Here is a 16,134-nt window from a genome sequence, read left to right as displayed (position 1 = left end):
AATAACAATTACGCAATTAGAGTATTTTTGGAGGAAATTATTATGGATTATAAGATTGCATTGATCCCCGGCGACGGAATCGGACCGGAAATCGTAAGAGAAGCAAAGAAAGTACTGGACAAGGTATGCGAGAAATATGGACACAGCTTTTCCTATTCAGAAGTTCTGTTAGGCGGCGCATCCATCGATGTACACGGCGTACCCCTTACTGATGAGGCAATTGCCACTGCCAAATCATCAGACGCCGTACTGATGGGCTCTATTGGCGGAGATGCAAAAACTTCTCCATGGTATAAACTTGAGCCGTCCAAACGCCCGGAAGCAGGACTTCTTGCAATCCGTAAGGCATTAAATCTTTTTGCAAACTTAAGACCGGCTTACCTTTACAATGAGCTGAGAAAAGCCTGCCCTCTCCGCGATGAGATCATCGGAGACGGATTTGACATGATCATTGTACGTGAGCTTACAGGCGGTCTGTATTTCGGAGAACGTCAGACTATTGAAGAGAATGGTGTGAAGAAAGCGATTGATACACTTTCCTATAATGAAAACGAAATCCGCCGTATTGCCATCAAAGCATTTGAGATCGCACGTAAGAGAAGAAATAAAGTAACAAGCGTAGATAAGGCAAATGTTCTGGATTCTTCCAGACTCTGGAGAAAAGTGGTAGAGGAAGTTGCCAAAGACTATCCGGATGTTACCTTAGAGCATATGCTGGTTGACAACTGCGCAATGCAGCTTGTACGTGATCCAAAACAGTTCGATGTTATCCTGACAGAGAATATGTTCGGAGATATCCTTTCAGACGAGGCAAGTATGGTAACAGGCTCCATCGGAATGCTTTCATCTGCAAGCTTAAATGAAACAAAATTCGGTCTCTATGAGCCAAGCCATGGTTCTGCACCTGATATTGCAGGACAGGATAAGGCAAACCCTATCGCAACCATTCTTTCAGCAGCAATGATGCTCCGCTTCTCCCTTGATATGGACAAGGAAGCAGATGCAGTGGAAGCAGCAGTGCAGAAGGTTCTGACAGAGGGATACCGCACAGGTGATATCATGTCAGAGGGATGCAAGCTTGTAGGAACAAAGGAAATGGGCAATCTGATCGCAGCAGCTCTGTAAGAATTGATATTAAGAGGATTCAGCCGGCGCAGGCAGATTACGGAGTCAGGAATTTCGGTTGAATCATTAAAAATAAATAAAACAGTAAGAAAAGAGGAAATAAAACAATGAGAAGTGATGCAGTAAAAACAGGCACACAGCAGGCACCTCACCGTTCCCTGTTTAATGCTCTTGGAATGACAAAAGAAGAAATGGACAGACCTCTGGTAGGTATCGTAAGTTCTTACAATGAAATCGTACCGGGTCATATGAACCTTGACAAGATCACACAGGCAGTTAAGCTTGGTGTGGCAATGGCAGGCGGTACACCTGTTATGTTCCCGGCAATCGCAGTATGTGACGGTATTGCTATGGGACACGTTGGAATGAAATATTCTCTGGTCACCAGAGACCTGATCGCAGATTCCACAGAAGCCATGGCAATGGCACATCAGTTTGATGCACTGGTAATGATTCCAAACTGTGACAAGAACGTACCCGGACTTCTGATGGCAGCAGCCAGACTGAATGTTCCTACTGTATTTGTAAGCGGCGGCCCAATGCTTGCCGGACATCTGAACGGACACAAGACAAGCCTTTCCAGTATGTTCGAGGCAGTAGGTGCTTACGCAGCAGGCAAGCTTGATGAAGACGGACTGACAGAATGTGAAATGAAAACATGTCCTACATGCGGATCCTGTTCCGGTATGTACACAGCAAACTCCATGAACTGTCTGACAGAGGTTCTTGGTATGGGTCTGAAAGGAAACGGAACCATCCCTGCTGTATATTCCGAGCGTATCCGTCTTGCAAAACATGCAGGTATGCAGGTTATGGAAATGTACAGAAAGAACATCCGTCCAAGAGATATCATGACAAAGGAAGCAATCCTCAATGCCCTGACAGTAGACATGGCACTTGGATGCTCCACAAACAGTATGCTTCACCTTCCGGCTATCGCTCATGAGATCGGAATGGACTTTGATATCAGCTTTGCAAATGAAATCAGTGCAAAGACTCCAAACCTCTGTCACCTTGCACCTGCAGGCCCTACATACATAGAAGACCTGAACGAAGCAGGCGGTGTATACGCAGTTATGAACGAACTGAATAAGAAGGGACTTCTTCATACTGAGTGCATGACAGTTACAGGCAAGACAGTAGGCGAGAACATCAAAGATTGTGTAAACTTAAATCCTGAAGTTATCAGACCGATTGACAATCCATACAGCCAGACAGGCGGACTTGCAGTTCTCAAGGGTAACCTTGCACCGGAAGGTGGTGTTGTAAAACGTTCTGCAGTTGTAGAAGAGATGATGGTCCATGAAGGACCTGCAAGAGTCTTTGACTGCGAGGAAGACGCAATCGCAGCTATCAAAGGCGGCAAGATCGTAGAGGGTGACGTAGTAGTTATCCGTTACGAAGGACCGAAAGGCGGCCCTGGTATGAGAGAAATGCTGAACCCTACATCTGCGATCGCAGGTATGGGACTGGGATCTTCTGTAGCACTGATCACAGACGGACGTTTCAGCGGTGCATCCAGAGGAGCATCCATCGGACACGTATCACCGGAAGCAGCAGTCGGCGGACCGATCGCACTTGTTGAAGAAGGGGATATCATCAGTATTAACATTCCGGAACTGAAACTGGAGATCAAGGTTTCCGATGAAGAAATGCAGGCAAGAAAAGCAAAATGGCAGCCTCGTGAGCCAAAGGTAACAACAGGATATCTTGCAAGATATGCTGCCATGGTAACCTCCGGAAACAGAGGAGCGATCCTTGAGGTACCAAAAGCAAAATAAAGATGAACAAGTACCCGGCGGGAATTGCAGCATAACCTGTGATTCCTGCCTGAAAAGTTAGGAGGATATGTAAAGATGCAGCTTACAGGTGCTGAAATCATCGTTGAATGTTTAAAAGAACAGGGCGTTGACACTGTATTCGGATATCCGGGCGGTGCCATCCTGAATGTATATGACGCCCTCTATGAATATAAAGACCAGATCACACATGTACTGACCTCCCATGAGCAGGGAGCATCCCATGCAGCAGACGGATACGCAAGAGCTACCGGTAAAGTCGGCGTGTGTCTTGCAACTTCCGGCCCCGGAGCTACCAATCTGGTAACAGGAATCGCTACCGCATACATGGATTCCGTACCAATGGTGGCAATCACATGTAATGTAGGAACACCGCTGCTCGGAAAGGATTCTTTCCAGGAGGTTGATATTACAGGAATTGTAATGCCTATTACAAAGCACAGCTTTATCGTAAAAGACATTACTACTCTGGCAGACACTGTACGCAGAGCATTCTATATTGCAAAGAGCGGACGTCCCGGTCCTGTGCTTGTAGATGTGACCAAGGATGTGACAGGTGCGAAATATGAATATACTGCCTGCGCTCCTGCTGAGATCACACCGAAAACAGACACCATTAAAGACGAAGACATTGCAACTGCAGTACAGATGATCAAAGAAGCGAAGAGACCATTTATTTTTACAGGCGGCGGTACGATTATCTCAGAGGCATCCAGAGAAGTGACAGAACTTGCTCACAGAATCGACGCTCCTGTATGTGACAGTCTTATGGGTAAGGGAGGATTTTCCGGAGAAGATCCTCTGTACACAGGAATGCTTGGAATGCATGGGACAAAAACTTCCAATCTCGGTGTCTCAGGCTGCGATCTCCTGATCGTGCTGGGAGCCAGATTCAGTGATCGTGTCACAGGAAACACAAAGACCTTTGCAAAGAATGCGAAGATTCTCCAGATTGACGTAGATGCTGCAGAGATTAACAAAAACATCGTAGTAGATGCAAGTGTGGTAGGAGATGAGAAAGAAGTTCTCAAACGTATTCTGGCAGAGGTTCCGGAAATGAGACATTCGGAATGGACTGCACATATCAGTGAACTGAAGGAAAAATATCCGTTAAGATATGATCATTCTCAGCTTACAGGCCCATACATTATTGAAAAGCTGTACGAACTGACAAAAGGAGATGCCATCATCACAACAGAGGTTGGACAGAACCAGATGTGGGCAGCTCAGTATTTCAAATACAAAGAGCCAAGAACATTCCTTTCTTCCGGTGGCCTGGGAACTATGGGATATGGACTTGGAGCAGCAATTGGTGCCAAGATGGGAAGACCGGACAAGACTGTGGTAAACATCGCAGGTGACGGATGCTTCCGTATGAATATGAACGAGATCGCAACAGCAGTCCGCTGTGGCAGACCTTTAATTGAAATCGTATTGAACAATCATGTACTGGGAATGGTGCGTCAGTGGCAGACCTTGTTCTATGACCACAGATATTCCCATACAATTTTAAATGATGCAGTAGATTTTGTGAAGCTGGCAGAAGCCATGGGAGCAAAAGCAATCCGTATCACAAAGATGGAAGAGGTAGAGCCTGCATTAAAAGAGGCTCTGGCATGTCCGGGACCTATCGTACTTGACTGTATGATCGATCAGGAACTCAGTGTATTCCCGATGGTACCGGCAGGCGCAAGCATTGATGATATTTTTGATGAGGAGGATATGAAAAACAATGAGCAGAGTGTATAATTTTTCCGCAGGACCGGCTGTACTGCCGGAAGAGGTACTGAAAGAAGTAGCAGAGGAGATGATGGACTATCAGGGCTCCGGTATGTCTGTAATGGAAATGAGCCACAGAAGTGCTGATTTCCAGAAGATCATCGACGAGGCAGAGCAGGATCTTCGTGATCTGATGAAGATTCCGGATAACTATAAGGTATTATTCCTTCAGGGCGGAGCTTCCCAGCAGTTCGCAGCAATCCCTATGAACCTTATGAAGAACAAGGTAGCTGATTACATTGTAACAGGACAGTGGGCAAAGAAAGCATACCAGGAAGCACAGAAATATGGAAAAGCAAACAAGATCGCTTCTTCCGAGGATAAGACTTTCTCCTATATTCCTGACTGCAGCGACCTTCCGATCAGCCCGGATGCAGACTATGTATACATTTGTGAAAACAACACAATCTACGGAACAAAATTCAAGAAGCTTCCTAACACAAAAGGAAAAACTCTGGTAGCAGATGTTTCCTCCTGCTTCTTATCTGAGCCTGTTGATGTATCCAAATATGGCATCATCTATGGCGGTGTACAGAAGAATATCGGACCAGCAGGTATGGTAATCTCCATCATCCGCGAAGATCTGATCACAGATGATGTTCTGGAAGGAACACCTACTATGCTGAAATTCAAAACACAGGCAGATGCAGGTTCTCTTTACAATACTCCAAACTGCTACTGCATCTATGTATGCGGTAAGGTCTTCAAATGGCTGAAGAAAATGGGCGGCCTGGAAGAAATGCAGAGACGTAACATTGAGAAAGCGAAAATCCTCTATGATTTCCTTGATCAGAGCAAGCTTTTCAAAGGAACTGTTGTACCGGAAGACCGTTCTCTCATGAATGTACCATTCGTAACAGGTGACAAGGACATGGATGCCAAATTTGTAAAAGAAGCAAAAGAGGCAGGACTTGTAAACTTAAAGGGACACCGTACAGTGGGCGGTATGCGTGCAAGCATCTACAATGCTATGCCAAAAGAAGGTGTGGAAGCACTGGTTGCTTTCATGAAGAAGTTTGAGGAGGAGAATGCATAATGTTTCAGTATCATTGCCTGAATCCCATTGCAGAAAAAGGTCTGGGATTATTTGATGAAGAATATAAGAAAAGCGAAGATCTGCAGGAGTGTGATGCAGTCCTTGTAAGAAGTGCAAAAATGCATGACATGGAGCTTCCTGAGAGCGTAAAGGTAATCGCACGTGCAGGTGCAGGTGTCAACAATATTCCTGTAAAGGACTGTGCAGAAAAAGGTGTGGTAGTATTCAATACACCGGGCGCCAATGCAAACGGTGTTAAGGAGCTTGTACTTGCAGGTATGCTCCTTGCTTCCCGTGATATCGTAGGTGGTATCGAATGGGTTGCCAAAGAGAAAGACCAGGAAGACATCGATAAACTTGCTGAGAAACAGAAGAAACAGTTTGCAGGATGCGAGATCATGGGCAAGAAGCTGGGTATCATCGGTCTTGGTGCCATCGGAGCAATGGTGGCAAACGCTGCTTCTGCACTTGGAATGGAAGTATACGGATATGACCCATACATCTCTATTGATGCTGCATGGAATCTTTCCCGCACCATCAAGCACATCAAGAGCCTGGATGAGATTTATTCCCAGTGTGATTACATCACCATCCATGTGCCTCTTCTTGACAGCACAAAACAGATGATCAACAAAGAAGCGTTAGACAAGATGAAAGACGGCGTAGTACTTCTGAACTTTGCCCGGGATCTTCTGGTTGATGAGGATGCTCTGATCGAAGCATTAGACAGCGGAAAAGTAAAGAAATATGTGACAGACTTTGCAAACCATACAGTAGCAGGACATAAGGGAATCCTGGTAACTCCACACCTTGGAGCATCTACAGAAGAATCTGAAGAAAACTGTGCGGTAATGGCTGTAAAAGAAGTAAGAGATTTCCTTGAAAACGGAAATATCAAAAACTCTGTAAACTTCCCAAACTGTGATATGGGAACCTGCGTGGCAGTAGGACGTATTGCCATCTGCCACAAAAACATCCCGAACATGATCAGCCAGTTCACCAAGATCCTTGGTGCAGAAGGCCTGAACATCGCAGATATGACAAACAAGAGCAAAGGCGAATACGCTTATACTCTCATTGATCTGGAAAGCGCAGCATCCAGAGAAGCACTGGATGAGCTGAAAGCAATTGAAGGTGTTTCCAGAGTACGTGTGGTAAAATAGTAAGATACAAGTTAACGGTTTAGTATTTTTATAATGACTGACTGTTGATTTGTAATAGAGATTTATATATTTAAAATATCTCCTGTCTGATTGAGATTTTCAATCGCCAGGAGATATTTTTTGATTTTTATGATAAAAAAAGGAAGCCCAGTCTGGCGGTGCCAGAGGGCTTCCTTAAAAAAATTATGATGTTAAATCAGCATCCTCTTGATTTCATAAAGTCAAGAACCTCTTCTTTGGTGGACATAACGCGAAGAGCACCCTTGCGTGTGGTGATCAGAGAAGCTGCCGCATTTGCGAATGTGAGCAGTTCTTTTAAGTTCTCTTCTGTCAGATTGTCCAGATCATGTTCCAGAACATAGTTTAAGGAACTTGCGCAGAAGGTATCGCCTGCACCTGTTGTCTCGATAGTCTTTTCCTGAAGGAAAGGAGCAGCCTCTACTTTCATGTCTTTGTAGTAAGCGCGGCTTCCGTCTTTTCCAAGTGTGATAAGGATAAGCGGAATGTTATATTTCTCTTTCAGAAGTGCGGCACCCTTGTCATAGTCTGTAGTTCCGAACAGGAATTCAACTTCGTTATCTGAGATTTTCAGAATATCGCATTTGCCAAGACCGTATTCGATCTCTGCCTTTGCGTCATCCAGAGATTTCCATAATGGCGGGCGAAGGTTCGGGTCGAAGCTGACGATACATCCGGCTTCTTTTGCAACGTCGATGGCATAGCGGGTTGCCTCGCGTACTCCCTCGTGAGTGGAAGAAAGAGTTCCGAAGTGGAAGATTCTGGAATCTCTGATCAGGTCTTCCTGGATTTCATCCTTGGTGAGCATCATATCTGCACCCGGGTTACGGTAGAAGGAGAAATCTCTGTCTCCGTCAGGATAAGTATGTACAAAGGCAAGTGTTGTGTGTACCTCGTTGTCGATCACAAGGTTGCGGGTATCGATCCCTACTTCCTCTACAGCATTCTTAAGCTGGGTTCCGAACATGTCGTTTCCGACTTTGCCGATAAATGCAGTTTTTTTGCCAAGCTTCTCAAGCATTGCAAGCACGTTGCATGGAGCACCGCCCGGATTGGCTTCCAGCATCGGATTCCCCTGTGCGCTGCTTCCGTTTTCAGTAAAGTCAATCAATAATTCGCCTAATGCGGTTACGTCAAAGGCTTTGTTTCCCATTTTGTATCCTCCTTGTTGTGATGGAAAGAAGCATAGTATCCGGAACAAGATTCTTTCCATAGTTAATAACATAAATTTAGCGCAGGAAAGGGAATTTGTCAAACAATTTTCTTTATTTTTTTGTGCAAAGATGCTAAAATAAACATAACTTGATTTGTTATTGTTTACAGGTGACGTTTAATGTACCATAAATACGCTGCCGGTAAGGGTAACCGATCATCGTATTTCTGACAATCGGGGAGGTAACGCAGCTATGGACGAAAAAGTATACGGCTATATGGACTGGCCGAGGATTGAAGCTATTGTGTATGGAGAGGAAACTGCTCCCAGAGATGTGATGGGACCAAGGATCACACAGGACGGAGTTCTTATTCAGGGATTTTTTCCTGATGCAGAGGAAGTAAGTGTGATTAGCGGAAAGAAAACCTATGCCTGCGAGAAAGAGGACGAGGCCGGATATTTTGCAGTATTGCTTCCTGTACGCAAGGTGCCGGAATACAGATTTCTTATAAAAATGGGAGAGACAGAGAAAGAATGTTATGATCCCTATGCTTTTCCATGCCAGATCACAGAGGAAGAGGAGAAGGCTTTCTGCGCAGGTGTTTATTATGAGGCATATAAGAAGCTGGGCGCGCATCCAATGGAGATTAAAGGAGTGAAAGGTACTCTTTTTGCTGTCTGGGCTCCGAACGCAGTAAGTGTAAATATTGCAGGTGATTTTAATGGATGGATCGGACGTGCGACTATTATGCATCGTATGCCTATGTCCGGTATCTTTGAGCTGTTTGTACCCGGGGTAGAGGCAGGGACACATTATAAATATGAAATTAAAGTCAAAGGCGGCGAAGTTCTGTTAAAGGCTGATCCTTATGGGAACAGTGCAGACCATGATCCTGAGGGAGCATCTGTGGTAGCAGATGTAAGTGCTTTTCAGTGGAATGACGGAGACTGGATGAAAGAGCGTCACAGATTTGATGACAGGAAACAGCCGGTTTCTATATACGAAACATCTCTGGAGGAATGGAAATCCGCTGAGGAGCTGGTGGAATTTCTGGCAGAGGAAGATTTTACCCATGTGGAACTCCATCCTGTGATGGAATACCTGGATGATATTACAGGTGGTTATTCTACATATGCATATTATGCACCTACTTCCAGATTTGGAAGCGTGGCGGATTTTCAGAAGCTGGTAGATGAGCTGCATCAGGCGGGGGTCGGTGTGATTCTGGACTGGACACCTGCACAGTTCCCGCGTTATGCCTCCGGTCTGGAGAAATTTGACGGAACACCTCTTTATGAGAGACAGAATCCGGCAGAAGCCATTCATCCGTTCTGGGGAACACTGCTCTATAATTACGGAAGCCCGATGGTGAAAGATTTCCTGATCTCCAATGCCTGCTTCTGGGCTGAGGTCTACCATGCTGACGGTCTGCGTATGGACGATGTGGATGCCATGCTGTATCTGGATTATGGCAGAAATCCGGGAGAATGGACACCTAATATTTACGGAACCAATGAAAATCTGGATGCTCTGGAATTTCTGAAGCATCTGAATTCTGTGATAAAAGAGAGAAATCCCGGATTGCTTTTAGTTGCTCAGGAGAACGGACTCTGGCCGGAGCTGACAGACAGTGTGGAGAATGACCATCTGGGATTTGACTATAAGTGGAGTGGCGGATGGACAAAAGATCTGCTTGAATATCTGAGCAAGGATCCTATTGAGAGAAAGAATTACCATGATCAGCTGACTATGTCCATGCTCTATGCATACTGCGAACATTATATTCTGACGCTTGGCAGCAGGGATGTTGGTACATTGAAGGATTTCGCGGATAAGCTGCCGGGAAGTGAAGAACAGAAGAATGCGCAGATCAGAGAGGCTTATGCTTATATGATGCTTCATCCGGGATGCAAGATGATGGCACCGGATAAAGATATGCCAAAGGAACTGGAGGTATTTGTCAAAGACCTCAATAATATGTATCTTGCTCATCCTGCACTTTATCAGCTGGATGATGAATATGATGGATTTGAATGGGTTCAGCTGATGAAGTATGAGGAGAATGTGATCGCATTCATGAGAAAGACAGAGAAACCGGAAGAAACTGTTCTGGCTGTCTGCAATTTCGCGGCAATCCCATATGAAAACTACAATGTGGGAGTTCCTTTTGCCGGGAAATATAAAGAAATCTTTAACAGCGATGATAAAAAGTACGGTGGTAATGGTGTAGTAAATACGAGAGTTAAAGCAGCGAAGAAGGATGAGTGTGATGAGAGAGAGTATTCCATCACATTGAAGCTTCCGGCACTTGGCGTGGCAGTCTTTACCTGCACTCCGGAAGAAACAGAGAAAAAGCCTGCTGCTGAGCATAGCCAGATCAAGAAATCCATCACCAAGACAAGAACTGTACGAAAGGCTGCCGGGAAAACAAAAGTGGCTGTAAAAACCGCAGTGAAACCGGTGACGAAAAAGGTGACAAAAGAAGCACCCCAAATAGTGAATAAAACGGAGGAGAAAATACCGGTCAAAAAGGACTTGACAGAGAAGAAATAATATTATAAACTAAATGCTGTGGCTGTCAGAATTATCAATTTCTGACAGATTACAGCATAAGCTGAAATAGCTCAGTCGGTAGAGCACTTCACTCGTAATGAAGGGGTCGTGAGTTCGAGTCTCATTTTCAGCTTGAAAGATATTGGGCAATTGTAATTTTATAGAAAATCCGCTATACTGAAAAGCAGAGTATAGTGGATTTTTTATGTTTTTATGGAGGTGCGTATGGTGAGTACCTTAAAATTGCCGGTAGGAATTGAAATGATTGTAAAGAGAAATTTACGTTACTGTCCACACGCCACTATCCCGCGAGGTGTTTTGGCATGAATATGCAAAAATCCCGAGACATACAAGCCAAAATTCCATTGCCGCAGGCAATCTGGAATGAATTTTGGCTAAGTTACTGTGAACGGAGTGAACAGTAACAAATTTACTTGACAATCTCGGGCCTATCCTTTAATATAACTTTTGGATTATACCAAATAAATAATGACCGGGAATCTATCAAGAAGAATGGTTGATTTCCGGTTTTCTTATGTGGACATCATGGTCAGGAGTGCACGCAGACTGGATGGAACAAAAACGGACCGGATATATCTATAATTGGAAAAATGGACATATACAGATGCGAAACCATGCAGAGACTGGCACTGTAACAGGCGTCAGCATTGGCATAAACCGATGTAGGGGCGAGAGCTTTTACGCGTGGTTTCGTATCTTTTTTAGTATAAAGAGGTATCTTTTTTACATGAAAGGAGCTGAGTATAGTTGGCAGAGGTTTCACTTGAACTGAAGGAGATAAAGAAAAGTTTTACAGAAGGCGAAGCAGTTCTGGATAATATCAGTCTTGAGATCAGTAAAGGGGAGTTTATTACTTTGCTGGGATCTTCGGGATGCGGCAAGACGACAACACTTCGGATTATTGCCGGTCTGGAACAGCCCGATGCAGGAAGCGTCTGGCTGGACGGCAGGGAAGTGACAGGTCTGGAGCCGAACCAGAGGGATGTGAATACAGTATTTCAGAATTATGCCCTCTTTCCGCATATGAATGTTGCGGAGAATATTGGCTATGGTCTGAAACTGAAAAAAGTTCCTAAGAGTGAGATCAGGAAAAAAGTTTCTCAGATGCTGGAACTGGTGCAGCTTGAAGGATATGAAAAAAGAAAGCCTTCCGAACTCTCGGGCGGTCAGAAACAGAGAGTTGCCATTGCGAGAGCACTGGTGAATAATCCCAAGGTACTGCTTCTGGATGAGCCGCTGGGAGCGCTGGATCTGCAGCTTCGCCGTGCGATGCAGATAGAACTGAAGCATCTGCAGAAGAAACTGGGAATTACATTTATCTATATCACTCATGATCAGGAAGAAGCTATCAATATGTCTGACAGGATCGCGGTGATGAGGGACGGATGTATTGAGCAGATCGGAACACCGGATGAGATCTATAATCATCCAAAGACCAGTTATGTGGCAACATTTGTAGGAAATGCAAATATTCTGCATGGGGTTGCAGAGAGTATTCAAGGAGAGAATGCAATCGTAAAGATTGGAAATGACAGGGTAATTGTAAAGCTTGAAACAAGTCAGCAGGATACAGGGGATACAAGGGCAAAACAATACCTGGCAGCAGGAGAGAAAGTAACTCTGGCTGTGAGAAGCGAAAATATATTGTTACAGGAAACTGCTGTAATCGGTGATACCGGTACAGATCACAGAGACACTGTTGATATAAGTGTGTCAGGCGGTGGTTTGGATGCACATAATAAGAATAGTGTATCAGGTTTACAGGCAACTGTTACAGAGAAGAATTTCGCAGGAGGTCAGCTTCGTGTAACTCTGAAGCTGAGTGATGGTACACAGTTGATCGCCAGCAGATACGGAATCGACGCATCCGTAGCAGAAGGCCAGACAGTTAGATGCAGTTTCCTGCCGGCAGATGCAGTACTGGTAGACAGGGAGGATATTCATGAAGAAGCGTAGAAACCGTTCTGACAGTTCTGCATGGATGGCACTTCCACTGTATATTTTTACCATTGTGTTTGTGGTATGCCCCCTTATCTATATGGTGGCGCTTAGTTTTGCTACGCCCTCCAGAGGATTTGGGGTGACCTGGAAATTTACGCTGGACAATTACAGAAATATCCTGGAGCCTGTATACTTGAACACATTTGTGGAATCACTGAAACTGGCATTTACCAGTACGATAGTGATCGCTTTGATCGGCTATCCGTTCGGGTATTTCATGGCGAGGCTGCCGGAGCACAGAAAGAAAAAGGCACAGCTTCTGTTGTCCACGCCGTTCTGGGTAAATTCCCTGATCCGTCTGTATGGCTGGATTATTATTCTGCAGAAAAAAGGACTTTTGAACTTTGTATTGATGAAACTTGGGATCATTGAGAAACCGCTGTCTATCCTGTACAGCTACCCGGCAATTGTGATCGGTATGATTTATGTACTTCTCTCGTTTATGATCATGTCTGTATATTCCAGCGCAGAGAAGCTGGACTGGTCTTATGTGGAGGCTGCCAGAGATCTTGGGGCATCCAGAATACAGGCATTTTTTACCATAACACTGAAGCTTACACTGCCCGGACTGCTTTCGGGTGTGATCCTGACTTTCGTGCCATCCATGGGACTGTTCTTTATTGCAGATATCCTGGGTGGAAATAAAGTGGTACTTGTGGGAAGTCTGATCCAGGATCAGATGACAAGAGGAAGTAACTGGCCATTTGCAGCAGCACTTGCTGTGGTGATGATGGTACTTACAACTGTACTGATCATGATTTACAGGAAAGTGACAAATGCCAGAGAACTGGAGGGAATCGGATGAAAAAGAATTCAAGATTTGCCGGATTTTATATGGGGCTGATTTTCTTCCTGATGTATCTCCCTATTGCAGTAGTGATCGTTTTCTCATTTAATGAATCCAAACTGCCGGTGAAATTTACAGGCTTTTCCCTGAAATGGTATCAGGAACTTTTCCATGACAGGGCAATGCTGGAAGCGTTGGTGAACAGTCTGATCCTTGGGGTATTAAGCTGTCTGGTTAGTGCAGTAATCGGTACTCTGGGTGCAGTTGGGTTATCAAGGATTCACTGGAAGTCAAAAGGGGCGCTGGAATACATTTCCATATTGCCGTTAATGATACCGGAGATCATCCTTGGTATGGTGCTGATGGCGTTCTTTTATATGCTGAACCTGCCCTTTGGCATGCTGACACTGTTAATAGGTCATACGGTATTCTGTGTGCCTTATATTCTGATGGAAGTGAAGGCAAGACTGGCAGGCATGGATCCGGCACTGGAAGAGGCAGCCAGAGATCTGGGGGCAGGACCTTTCCGGGCTTTCTGGGATATTACGCTGCCCTTAATTATGCCGGCGGTAATTTCAGGTTCGCTGCTTGCGTTTGCCATGTCTATGGATGATGTGGTAATAAGTATTTTTGTAAACGGACCGCGTCTGTCTACGCTGCCGATCAAGGTGTACACACAGCTGAAAACAGGAGTGACGCCGGAGATCAATGCGTTGTGTACCATTCTGCTGGCAGCTACACTGGTTATTTTTATTGTTTATTCACTGATAACAAAGAAGAAAAAATAAATGATATAGCAACAAAAATAGAATACATTCAGAGGAAGGAAAAGATGATGAACAAACTGATTGAGTTAAAAAATCTGACCAAGAATTTTGATGATCAGCAGGTTTTGCGCGGCATCAATCTGGATATTTACGAAAAGGAATTCCTGACGCTTTTGGGACCCAGCGGATGTGGAAAGACAACCACCCTTCGAATCATTGCAGGCTTTGAAGAACCAAGTGACGGAGAAGTACTGTTTAACGGGATTGAGATTTCCAAGCTTCCCCCGTACAAGAGAGAGGTTAATACTGTGTTTCAGAAGTATGCTCTTTTTCCTCATTTAAATGTGGCGGAGAACATCGGTTTCGGGCTGAACCTGAAGAAGGTCGATAAAACTGTCATCGCCCAGAAGGTGGAGCGTATGCTGAAGATGGTTGGTCTGGAAGGCTTTGGGAAAAGAGATGTAACTCTGCTCTCCGGTGGACAGCAGCAGCGAGTGGCCATTGCCAGAGCTTTGGTAAATGAGCCGAAGGTTCTGCTTTTAGATGAGCCCCTGGGTGCACTGGATGCAAAGATCCGCAAACAGATGCAGGTAGAATTAAAGAAGATCCAGCAGGAAGTCGGCATCACTTTCATTTATGTTACCCATGACCAGGAAGAAGCCCTGTCCATGTCAGATACGGTTGTTGTTATGAATAACGGTGAGATTCAGCAGATCGGCTCTCCTACAGATATCTACAATGAGCCGGAAAACCGTTTTGTTGCAGGCTTTATCGGTGAATCTAATATTATCGAGGGAACCATGATCCGTGATTATCTGGTTGCTTTTGACGGATTTGAGTTTGAATGTGTGGATAAGGGATTTGAAGATAATGAAGAGATTGAAGTTGTATTAAGACCTGAGGATCTGGATATCGTAGATCCCGGTCAGGCAAAGATCAGGGGAATCGTGCGCAATATTACCTTCAAGGGTGTGCATTATGAAATCCTGATCGAGACAGAACTTCGTACTTATATGGTTCATACCACAGATTATGCGGAAGTCGGAAGGGAAGTGGGACTGAAATTCGGGCCTGAAGACATCCATGTTATGTGTAAGATGGGAAGCTACTGATGAAACAGTACAGAAATCTTATCAAACCATATCTTGTGTGGGCATTTGTGGTCATTGTCATCCCGCTGATTTTGATCGCATTATATGCATTTACAGAAGATGGAAACGAAGTGCTGACGTTCTCCTTCACCCTGGAGAATTTCCGCAAATTCCTGGAAGCTACGTATATGAGCGTTATTTTCAAGTCCTTTAAGCTTGGAATTCTGACGACGGTCATCTGTCTGGGACTTGGCTATCCGCTGGCATATATTATTTCCAAATGTCCGGAGAAATCCCAGAGTCTTCTGATCCTGTTGGTAACTATTCCGGAATGGATCAATATGCTTTTGCGTACTTATGCATGGATGAACCTGCTGTCGGACAATGGTATCATCAACCATTTGCTTGGATTACTGGGGATTTCCCCGGTGACAATGATGTATACAGACTTTTCCGTAGTGGTTGGTCTGGTCTGTAACTTTATGCCGTTTATGATCATCCCGATCCATACATCCCTGAGCAAAATGGATAAATCCTTTATCGAGGCTGCCTATGATCTGGGGGCAAATAAATTTCAGACCTTTACAAAGGTTATCTGGAAATTGTCCATCCCCGGTGTGCTCAATGGAATCATGATGGTATTCCTGCTGTCTATTTCCACATTCGTTATTCCGAAACTTCTCGGAGGCGGACAGTACATGCTGATCGGTAACCTGATCGAGTCTCAGTTTATCTCTGTTGGCGACTGGAACTTCGGAAGTGCGATTTCTCTGATTCTGGCTGTGCTCATTCTGATCTTTATGAGCCTGATGAAGAAGATGGATAAAGATGAATAAGGGA

Annotated in this window: 12 protein-coding genes and 1 tRNA gene; 12 read left to right on the top strand and 1 reads right to left on the bottom strand. The window is 44.7% G+C overall.

What is annotated here, in order from left to right:
• The first annotated feature begins 42 nt into the window (after positions 1-42).
• From leuB to LI074_RS08425, 5 genes are all read left to right on the top strand, one after another.
• Positions 43-1,125, top strand: coding sequence for a 3-isopropylmalate dehydrogenase (leuB, locus tag LI074_RS08445; RefSeq protein ID WP_019161993.1), 1,083 nt, complete (start codon positions 43-45; stop codon positions 1,123-1,125).
• Positions 1,126-1,232: 107 nt separating this feature from the next.
• The gene (gene ilvD / locus LI074_RS08440; protein ID WP_173698095.1) at positions 1,233-2,906 is read left to right on the top strand and encodes a dihydroxy-acid dehydratase; all 1,674 of its coding nucleotides are present in this window, start codon (positions 1,233-1,235) and stop codon (positions 2,904-2,906) included.
• A gap of 75 nt (positions 2,907-2,981) precedes the next feature.
• Positions 2,982-4,673, top strand: coding sequence for a biosynthetic-type acetolactate synthase large subunit (ilvB, locus tag LI074_RS08435; RefSeq protein ID WP_055058073.1), 1,692 nt, complete (start codon positions 2,982-2,984; stop codon positions 4,671-4,673).
• The gene (serC, locus tag LI074_RS08430) at positions 4,657-5,739 is read left to right on the top strand and encodes a 3-phosphoserine/phosphohydroxythreonine transaminase (RefSeq protein ID WP_055058074.1); all 1,083 of its coding nucleotides are present in this window, start codon (positions 4,657-4,659) and stop codon (positions 5,737-5,739) included. The genes ilvB and serC overlap by 17 nt, the downstream gene beginning before the upstream one ends.
• A complete protein-coding gene (locus LI074_RS08425; RefSeq protein ID WP_173698094.1) occupies positions 5,739-6,902 on the top strand; it encodes a phosphoglycerate dehydrogenase in 1,164 nt (387 codons plus the stop codon). The genes serC and LI074_RS08425 overlap by 1 nt, the downstream gene beginning before the upstream one ends.
• A 196-nt stretch (positions 6,903-7,098) precedes the next feature.
• Here the strand turns inward: LI074_RS08425 and LI074_RS08420 are convergent, their stop codons facing one another.
• Positions 7,099-8,073 carry a carbohydrate kinase family protein gene (locus LI074_RS08420; protein WP_173698093.1) on the bottom strand — a complete coding sequence of 325 codons (975 nt, stop codon included), beginning with the start codon at positions 8,071-8,073 and terminating at the stop codon, positions 7,099-7,101.
• 253 nt (positions 8,074-8,326) lie between these two features.
• Between LI074_RS08420 and glgB the strand changes: the two genes are divergently transcribed.
• The 7 genes from glgB (at position 8,327) to LI074_RS08385 (ending at position 16,130) form a co-directional block, all read left to right on the top strand.
• Positions 8,327-10,627: a 1,4-alpha-glucan branching protein GlgB gene (gene glgB, locus LI074_RS08415; protein ID WP_173698092.1), complete on the top strand. Its 2,301-nt coding sequence runs from the start codon at positions 8,327-8,329 to the stop codon at positions 10,625-10,627.
• Between the two features lie 60 nt (positions 10,628-10,687).
• Positions 10,688-10,760, top strand: a tRNA-Thr gene (locus tag LI074_RS08410).
• A gap of 635 nt (positions 10,761-11,395) precedes the next feature.
• Entirely contained in the window at positions 11,396-12,604 is a 1,209-nt protein-coding gene (locus LI074_RS08405) for an ABC transporter ATP-binding protein (RefSeq protein ID WP_173698091.1), read from the top strand.
• A complete protein-coding gene (locus LI074_RS08400) occupies positions 12,591-13,454 on the top strand; it encodes an ABC transporter permease (protein WP_173698090.1) in 864 nt (287 codons plus the stop codon). The genes LI074_RS08405 and LI074_RS08400 overlap by 14 nt, the downstream gene beginning before the upstream one ends.
• On the top strand, positions 13,451-14,224 hold the full coding sequence (locus LI074_RS08395) for an ABC transporter permease (protein ID WP_055053876.1): 774 nt from the start codon (positions 13,451-13,453) through the stop codon (positions 14,222-14,224). Before LI074_RS08400 ends, LI074_RS08395 begins: the two co-directional genes overlap by 4 nt.
• A 44-nt stretch (positions 14,225-14,268) precedes the next feature.
• The gene (gene potA / locus LI074_RS08390; RefSeq protein WP_020993963.1) at positions 14,269-15,315 is read left to right on the top strand and encodes a spermidine/putrescine ABC transporter ATP-binding protein; all 1,047 of its coding nucleotides are present in this window, start codon (positions 14,269-14,271) and stop codon (positions 15,313-15,315) included.
• Positions 15,315-16,130 (top strand): ABC transporter permease, encoded by an 816-nt coding sequence (locus LI074_RS08385; RefSeq protein ID WP_022381260.1) that lies wholly within the window; start codon positions 15,315-15,317, stop codon positions 16,128-16,130. Before potA ends, LI074_RS08385 begins: the two co-directional genes overlap by 1 nt.
• Positions 16,131-16,134 lie beyond the last annotated feature (4 nt).

It is taken from the genome of Blautia sp. MSK18_10 (assembly GCF_020553185.1).
Classification (GTDB): domain Bacteria; phylum Bacillota; class Clostridia; order Lachnospirales; family Lachnospiraceae; genus Blautia_A; species Blautia_A wexlerae.
The sequence above is the reverse complement of the archived record's forward strand: the minus strand, read 5'-3'. Positions and strand labels throughout refer to the sequence as shown.

Bases quoted from the DNA above. Each gene is read 5' to 3' on its own strand.
- leuB (WP_019161993.1), top strand. From the start codon at position 43: ATGGATTATAAGATTGCATTGATCCCCGGCGACGGAATCGGACCGGAA.
- ilvD (WP_173698095.1), top strand. From the start codon at position 1,233: ATGAGAAGTGATGCAGTAAAAACAGGCACACAGCAGGCACCTCACCGT.
- ilvB (WP_055058073.1), top strand. From the start codon at position 2,982: ATGCAGCTTACAGGTGCTGAAATCATCGTTGAATGTTTAAAAGAACAG.
- serC (WP_055058074.1), top strand. From the start codon at position 4,657: ATGAGCAGAGTGTATAATTTTTCCGCAGGACCGGCTGTACTGCCGGAA.
- LI074_RS08425 (WP_173698094.1), top strand. From the start codon at position 5,739: ATGTTTCAGTATCATTGCCTGAATCCCATTGCAGAAAAAGGTCTGGGA.
- LI074_RS08420 (WP_173698093.1), bottom strand. From the start codon at position 8,073: ATGGGAAACAAAGCCTTTGACGTAACCGCATTAGGCGAATTATTGATT.
- glgB (WP_173698092.1), top strand. From the start codon at position 8,327: ATGGACGAAAAAGTATACGGCTATATGGACTGGCCGAGGATTGAAGCT.
- LI074_RS08400 (WP_173698090.1), top strand. From the start codon at position 12,591: ATGAAGAAGCGTAGAAACCGTTCTGACAGTTCTGCATGGATGGCACTT.
- LI074_RS08395 (WP_055053876.1), top strand. From the start codon at position 13,451: ATGAAAAAGAATTCAAGATTTGCCGGATTTTATATGGGGCTGATTTTC.
- potA (WP_020993963.1), top strand. From the start codon at position 14,269: ATGATGAACAAACTGATTGAGTTAAAAAATCTGACCAAGAATTTTGAT.
- LI074_RS08385 (WP_022381260.1), top strand. From the start codon at position 15,315: ATGAAACAGTACAGAAATCTTATCAAACCATATCTTGTGTGGGCATTT.